This is a genomic window from Candidatus Dadabacteria bacterium, assembly GCA_026706695.1.
GTDB lineage: Bacteria > Desulfobacterota_D > UBA1144 > Nemesobacterales > Nemesobacteraceae > Nemesobacter.
Genome location: JAPOYE010000082.1, coordinates 1 through 6,671 on the forward strand (window position 1 = coordinate 1; position 6,671 = coordinate 6,671).

The window sequence follows — 6,671 nt, forward strand, 5'->3', positions numbered from 1 at the left end:
ACTGGATATTCCTGATACTGTCTACGCACTGGACTCTTCTACCATAGACCTCTGTCTTAATCTGTTTCCAGTACCATTTCCGAAGAACAAAATCAGCAATAAAACCACACACTGTTTGACCTACGTGGCTATATCCCTGCCTTCATTCACATTTCCGATGGCAAACTCCACGATGTAAACATCCTGGACAAAATTATCCACGAGCCCGGAGCCTTCTATGTTATGGACAGAGCTTACCTTGATTTCACTCGCCTGTATCGCCTTCACCAATCACTGTGTTTCTTCGTTCTGCGAACCAAAAAGAACACCAGGTACCGCCGGATTAAATCCCACAAGGTGGACCGTTCCACAGGGCTTATCTGCGACTGGACAATTAAACTCTCAGGCCCGAAGAGCATCAAAGATTTTCCCGAACACCTGCGTGCAGTTAAGTATCGGGATAAGGAGCGTAATAAGACCCTCACTTTCATTACAAACAATTTCTCGCTTCCTGCCATGACCATTTGCGAACTGTACAGGAATCGCTGGCATGTTGAACTGTTCTTCAAGTGGATCAAGCAGCACCTGAGAATCAAGAGTTTCTACGGAACCTCGGAGAACGCCGTGAAGTCCCAGATATGGATTGCGGTTTCAGTTTATGTGCTCATAGCCATCATAAAAAAGCGTCTGGGGCTTGAGAAGAGTTTCCACACAATTCTACAGATTTTGAGTCTGACCCTGTTTGAAAAAATCCCGTTAAATCAACTACTTAGAACAGGGCTGGATTTTCCTGCCGACCCAGAGTATCATAACCAACTGGAATTGTTTGATTAAACGTTGGGACACTAGTGAGGATAATTGTTTTCCGGCGTTTTTTTCGGGTAGATTTTCTAGCTTCAAACCCGCGGAGACTTACATGATGACTTCCGATTTTGAATATGCTGACGGCGAGCTTTACGTTGAGAGAGTTCCCGTGAGGAAAATCTGCGAGGACTTCGGAACTCCGGTTTATATCTACAGCCATAATTCCATCCGCTCAGGCTTCCTTGAGTACAAGGATGCGTTTTCTGAAATCGCCCCCCTGATCTGCTATTCCGTAAAGGCGAACTCTAATATATCCGTACTTAAGATTTTCTCCTCCATGGACTCCGGTTTCGATATAGTCTCGTCCGGGGAACTGCGAAGGGTTGTTGCTGCGGGAGGAGACACCTCGAAAGTGGTGTTCTCGGGAGTCGGAAAGACCGAAGAAGAGATAGAGGCCGCAATTCGCTCCCGGATACTTTTTTTCAACGTGGAATCCGAAGCGGAGCTTCAGAAGATAAACGATGTGGCCATTTCGCTCGGAGAGAAGGCCCCGGTCGCGATAAGGGTTAATCCTGATGTTGATCCCGACACCCATCCGTACATATCGACTGGTTTTGAGAAAAGCAAGTTCGGAATCGGGATCGAAAAAGCTGTGGATGTATACAGAAACGCCTCACGGATGGGGGGAATTGAGATAAGGGGAATTGATGCCCATATAGGTTCCCAGATATTTGATCTTTCCTCCTTTTCCGAGTCCATATCGAAGCTTGTCTGCTTGGCCGACAGGCTAGGGAGCGACGGGATTGAAGTTTCCTACATAGATATAGGAGGGGGACTGGCGATAAGCTACGAGAGCGAGGAAAAGCCTCCGGCGAAATCCGAGTACGCGCGGGTTTTCGAGGAACATCTTCGCGATACCGGTTACGGACTGGTCCTTGAGCCCGGGAGATCAATGGTGGGCAACGCGGGAATAATGTCTACCAGGGTGCTTTATGTTAAGGAGGGAACCTCGAAGAAATTCGTAATAGTCGACGCCGCGATGAACGACCTTGTGAGACCCGCGTTTTACGATTCGTTCCACCGAATAGAGCCGGTGCGCGTGGGAGGTTCTGAATCCCGCGAGGTGGTGGACATAGTCGGCCCGATATGCGAATCGGGCGATTTTCTGGCCAGAGACAGGAGTTTCCCCGAAGTTTCCGCGGGAGAACTGCTTGCGGTTTTCAGCGCGGGGGCGTACGGTTTCGTGATGTCGTCTAATTACAACACGAGACCCCGGGCTGCCGAGGTTCTTGTAAGCGGTGAGAGGTACTGCGAGATAAGGGCTAGGGAAACTCTTGAGGATCTGCTGAAAGCTGAGAGCATCGCGGAATTTCTTTAGCATCGAAACGGCGCTTGGTAGTTAAATCATGAAACAGGGTTTTAACGGGCTTAAGGTAACGTCTTTTGAAAGTCGCCGTTGCGAGGAGATGAAAAAACTCATCTCTTATCACGGCGGTGTGCCCAGGGTCGCACCCTCGATGAGGGAAGTCCCCGATCTTAAAAGTCCTTACGTTGCCGGGTTTGCCGATGATCTCTTCTCGGACAACATCGATCTTCTTGTTTTAATGACGGGGGTAGGCACGCGGATTCTCTCCGACATCGTAATTGCTGAGTCGGGAGAAAAGAAATATCTGGATGCCCTGCGCGCGACGACGATTCTTGCCAGAGGTCCTAAACCCGTCGCGGCCCTTCGCAAATTCGGGATAAGACCGAATATAACCGTTTCCGAACCGAACACGTGGAGGGACATACTTTCCACTTTTGACCAGAGGGACATGTCGCTTGAGAACCTGGTCGTGTACGTTCAGGAATACGGGGTCTCCAACGAGGAGTTTCTCTCTTCTCTTGAAAAAAGAGGGGCTGACGTAAGAAGAATTCCCATTTACAGGTGGGCGCTGCCGGAGGATCTGGATCCCCTGCGCGATGCCGTAAGATCCGTATCCGAAGGGGAGGAGGACTGCCTCCTGTTCACAAGCTCCCGGCAGGTATCCAACCTCTTTGAGGTGGCGGCCGGGGAAGGATATGCCGACGACTTCATTGAAGGAATCAAAAAAGCGCTTGTATGTTCGATCGGACCGACCACCACGGAGACACTCAGGGAAAACGGGATATCCGTTGACTATGAGCCCGACAGCCCTAAAATGGGAAACTTGGTGAGAGAGGTGGCCAGAAGGTCAGCGGTGCTTCTCGCCAAAAAAAGAACAGCTTTTCAAAACGGGGTGGATACCCAGAACTGGAACCGCACGCAGATGATCTGGTCGGAGGACGGCGTGCAGGTCCAAAGGAGAGAAATTACTTCTGAAGGAGCATTTATGAAGGCGTGTCGGCTCGAGAAAGCCGATTATACTCCCATTTGGCTTATGCGACAGGCGGGCAGATTTCTTCGGGAATACAGGGAGGCCCGCTCCCGCGTTTCTTTCAAGGAGTTTTGCAAGACCCCGGATCTGGCCTCGGAAATTACGCTGATGGTGGTTGACCGCTTCGGTGTGGACGCGGCCATCATTTTCTCAGACATACTGCTCATACTGGAACCCCTGGGGCTTTCCCTTGAATATTCAAGCGTTGACGGTCCCGTGATAGCCGGGCCTCTTAGGACCCGAAAGCGCATAGAGGCCCTGAGGGACTTTGATTCCGAAAGCATGGATTTTGTCTACGAGGCTCTGCGTATCACGAGAAAGGCGCTTGCCCCCGAAGTTTCGCTTATTGGTTTTAGCGGGGCTCCCTTTACCGTGGCTTCCTATGCGGTTGAGGGAAGCGGTTCAAAAAACTACGTAAACACGAAAAAACTCATGTATGGAGACCCTTCCCTGTGGGAGAGGCTGATGGAGATCCTGACCGAGAGTATTTCGGATTATCTCTGCGCTCAGGTGGATGCGGGGGCCGATGCCGTGCAGATTTTCGACAGTTGGGTGGGTTGTCTTTCCCCGGCGGATTACGAAAGATTCGTCTTTCCGCACGTAAAGAAACTTATCTCGGCGCTTCCGCCGGAAGTCCCGGTAATATTGTTCGGGACCGGAACCGGTTCCTTGCTCGAACTCATGGGAGATACCGGGGCTGGAGTTATCGGTCTTGACTGGAGGGTCGATATTCTTGACGGCTGGCAGAGGGCGGGAAGCTCTCTTGCGGTTCAGGGGAATCTTGATCCGGTCTCAATGCTCTCAACCCCGTCTCATGTCGTGGAGGAGGCGAGGAAGATACTGGACAGAGTGGGAGGGAGGCCCGGCCATATATTCAATCTGGGTCACGGTGTACTGCCGCAGACGCCGGTTGATAATGTCTTGAGGCTGATTGATGAAGTTCACGAGTATTCCGCGCGAAGGGGGGCTTAGGAGGAAGTCCCATGCAAAATAATTTTGACGCCGTAATGATGATTGGATACGGGGCTCCCGAGAAAAAAGAGGACATAATGCCCTTTCTCAGGAATGTGGCTAGCGGGAGACCGATACCCGAGGACAGGCTGCGGGAAGTCGCCCATCACTACGAAATCTTCGACGGGAAGTCTCCGCTCAACGAATTCACTTACAAGCAGGCCCAAAAACTTGAGAAGCTTCTTTCCGGGTGGGGGTACAATCTTCCGGTTTACGTCGGGATGAGGAACTGGCATCCGTTCATCAAGGATTCCCTTGAGCAGATGCGGGAAAATGGTGTGAAGAACCTAGTGGGCCTCATAATGGCCGTTTACCGCTCCGACGCGAGCTGGGAGAGGTACATGAGGGATGTGAGCGAGGCCTGCGAAGATCTCAAGATGGAGCTTTACGTGGAATATGTTCCTCCGCTTTTCAACCATCCTCTTTTCATAGAAGGCTCGGCGGCCAAAGTGACGGAACGAATGCGCGAAATTCCCGAGAGCAGGCTCGATACCACCATGCTTGTGTTTACGGCTCACAGCATTCCCGAGAGGATGTCGGATTCGTCTCCCTATGTTCTGCAGTTTGAAACTTCCTCCGTGCTGGTGGCGGACAGAGTCGGGCACAAAAAATGGATGATTGCCTACCAGAGCAGAAGCGGCTCTCCGAACGAAAAATGGCTTGAACCGGACATATGCGACGTGATAGGGAACCTTGCCGGCCAGGGCTTCACGGATATCGTGATTCAGCCGATAGGATTTGTCTGCGATCATATCGAGGTGCTTTTCGATATAGGGGTTGAAGCAACCGAGGCCGCGCGTGAGTGCGGGGTGAACCTATACAGGGCCGAGACCGTAAACGACGATGACCGCTACATAAAGGCTCTGGGCGACGGGGTGTTGAGGCTCATCGATTCAGAAAATTCCCGGCAATAAGTAAGATAATTCGTTATGAAAGTTGCGATTGTCGGAGCGGGGGTCTCGGGTCTTTCCTCGGCCCACTACCTGAGAAAGCTTTGTCGTGAGGGTAATGTTCCCCTTCAGCTTGTTCTTTTTGAATCCTCCGCGCGTCCGGGCGGGGTTTTTGATACCGTAAAAACGGGGGACATGGTTCTTGAACTCGGACCCGACTCCTTTATAACTTCAAAGCCCTGGGCGCTTGACCTTGCAAAAGAGCTTGGACTTGAGGATTCGCTCCTCGGGGTGGGATACGGCCAGCGGAAGGACACGTTCGTTTATCAGGCGGGAAGGCTCTGGGCGCTTCCCGAGGGTTTTTTCCTGATGGCCCCCTCGAAGCTTCTCCCATTTCTTCGCAGCGGACTGTTCAGCGCTAGGGCCAAGCTCAGGGTGCTTCTAGAGCCTCTGGTTCCACGCGGTGGGGGAGGGGACGAAAGCGTCCGTTCTTTTGTGGAGAGGAGATTCGGAAGGGAAACCTTCGAGAAGGCCGCGCAGCCTCTTCTGGGCGGAATTTACATGGCCGATCCCGAAAAACTGAGTCTTTCGGCCACAATGCCCCAGTTCCTCGAGATGGAGAAGCGAAGCGGAAGCGTCCTTCGGGACCTTCTTCGCAATCCACCCACATCCCGTGGGGAAAGCGGTGCCAGATACGGTCTTTTTCTCACTCCGGCGGAGGGCATGTCCGTTATCGTCGAAAAACTTTGCGGAAGTGCCGAACTTGCGAGGCAGGATTACAAGACCCCGGTTCTTTCCCTTAAAAAATCAGAAAAGGGATGGCTTGTCGGCTCTGACCGCGGGGAAGAGGAGTTTGACGCTGTCATCCTGTCTGTCGGGGCCGATGCGGCCGGTCGGCTGCTTTCTGATGTCGACCCGCAGCTTGGAGCGAGACTCTCGGGCGTGCGCTACGTTTCTTCCGTCGTTGCGACTCTTGTTTTCGATGAGAAGGATTTCCGCGGTCTTCCCGACGGCTTGGGGGTAATAATTCCTTCCAAGGAGGGGATGAACCTCGTTGCGTGTTCGCTTTACAGCAGCAAGTTTCCCGGGAAGTCCGGGAGCGGAAAAATAGTTATAAGGTGTTTTTTGGGAGGAGAGCTTAACCCCGATGCGGTGCTTTGGGATGAGGAAGAAATAAAATCTGTCTTAAGGGAAGAACTTACGAGAGTTTTCGGATTCGATAACCATCCGACGGAGATTTATATCAGGAGATACAAGATGTCCATGCCTCGCTTTGCGCTGGGACACAAAGAGGAGATCTCGGGCATTATGCACCGGCTTTCGCGTCACTCGGGGCTTGCGCTTTGCGGAGCGGCTTATTTTGGCGTTGGGATTCCCGATTGCGTGCGTTCAGGGGAATTTGCAGCCAGAAAAGTTCACGCGGATATGGTCAGTTGATTTAAACTCCCGTATCTGCTACGTAACCACACCGGATTTCAGACTTGCTGACTGCAATCAGCAATATGTTCGGACATTTCTTTGTTGATTTGCTTTCTGATATCCGCTGCCACTTCAAGTACTTCTAGGGGAGCGTGAACTGGTTCACCGCCCT

General features: G+C 51.9%; 4 protein-coding genes and 1 pseudogene. All 5 read left to right on the top strand.

The annotated features are described in order from the left end of the window. The 5 genes and pseudogenes from OXG10_06005 (at window position 1) to hemG (ending at window position 6,517) form a co-directional block, all read left to right on the top strand. Window positions 1–813, top strand: a pseudogene (locus OXG10_06005) (IS4 family transposase). A gap of 82 nt (window positions 814–895) precedes the next feature. Then, window positions 896–2,161 (top strand): diaminopimelate decarboxylase, encoded by a 1,266-nt coding sequence (gene lysA, locus OXG10_06010; GenBank protein MCY3826915.1) that lies wholly within the window; start codon window positions 896–898, stop codon window positions 2,159–2,161. 28 nt (window positions 2,162–2,189) lie between these two features. Next, the gene (gene hemE, locus OXG10_06015) at window positions 2,190–4,151 is read left to right on the top strand and encodes a uroporphyrinogen decarboxylase (protein ID MCY3826916.1); all 1,962 of its coding nucleotides are present in this window, start codon (window positions 2,190–2,192) and stop codon (window positions 4,149–4,151) included. An 11-nt stretch (window positions 4,152–4,162) separates the two neighbouring features. Further along, window positions 4,163–5,104 (top strand): ferrochelatase, encoded by a 942-nt coding sequence (gene hemH / locus OXG10_06020; protein ID MCY3826917.1) that lies wholly within the window; start codon window positions 4,163–4,165, stop codon window positions 5,102–5,104. Window positions 5,105–5,119: 15 nt separating this feature from the next. Then, window positions 5,120–6,517 carry a protoporphyrinogen oxidase gene (gene hemG, locus OXG10_06025; protein ID MCY3826918.1) on the top strand — a complete coding sequence of 466 codons (1,398 nt, stop codon included), beginning with the start codon at window positions 5,120–5,122 and terminating at the stop codon, window positions 6,515–6,517. Window positions 6,518–6,671 lie beyond the last annotated feature (154 nt).